Origin of the sequence: Streptococcus sp. CCH5-D3 (assembly GCF_001556435.1) — a bacterium.
GTDB lineage: Bacteria > Bacillota > Bacilli > Lactobacillales > Streptococcaceae > Streptococcus.
In genome coordinates, this window is sequence record NZ_LSIW01000162.1 from 1 (window position 1) to 629 (window position 629).

Genomic DNA, 629 nt, shown 5'->3' on the forward strand with positions numbered 1-629 from the left:
CTGGTTTTGGAACCAAGTTTCCAAGTGGTTTGTAAGTAACCGTTTCTTCAAGGTTTTCTTGAGTAACTGTCTTAGAAGCAACACTTGCTTTATCAGCGTAGTAGCCTGTCAAACCTGGTGTTGGAACTGCAGCGTAGGCTGTCTTATCTGATGCCCATGGTGTCGCTGAAAGTTCTTTACCTGTGACTTTATCCAAGGTAAGTGTACGTGTCCATGTCGCGTTTTCAACATGATCTGATGGGGCTGCTACCTTACCATCTGATACCACATACTTAACAGTAGATGTGACATCTTTCTTCCATTGATCTGTCGCTGGGTACTTAGGACTGTTTGGATCATTTGGATTGATTGGATCTGTTGGGTTATGTGGATCATTTGGTCCTACTGGAGTTTCACCATGTTTCAAGGTAACTGTCCATGTTTGATCTACTGAAGCATCGTTGTCGAAGTGAGCTCCTGCTGGGAATTCATCGCTTACGAGAACATAACCACGATCTTCATAGTACTTAATCTTGTCTGCAGTTGAGTAGTTGATAGCTTCACCTGATTTACCACCAACTTGATCATTGGCAAGGGTTTGACCTGTTGTTTGATCAACGTACGTGATGACTGCTTTTTGATCTGCTTTA

The 629-nt window shown here is 42.8% G+C and carries 1 protein-coding gene; it reads right to left on the reverse strand.

What is annotated here, in order from left to right; all coding sequences use genetic code 11:
• Positions 1-629 (reverse strand): mucin-binding protein (locus AX662_RS10860; protein WP_443030986.1); only part of this gene is annotated, 629 nt, incomplete at both ends.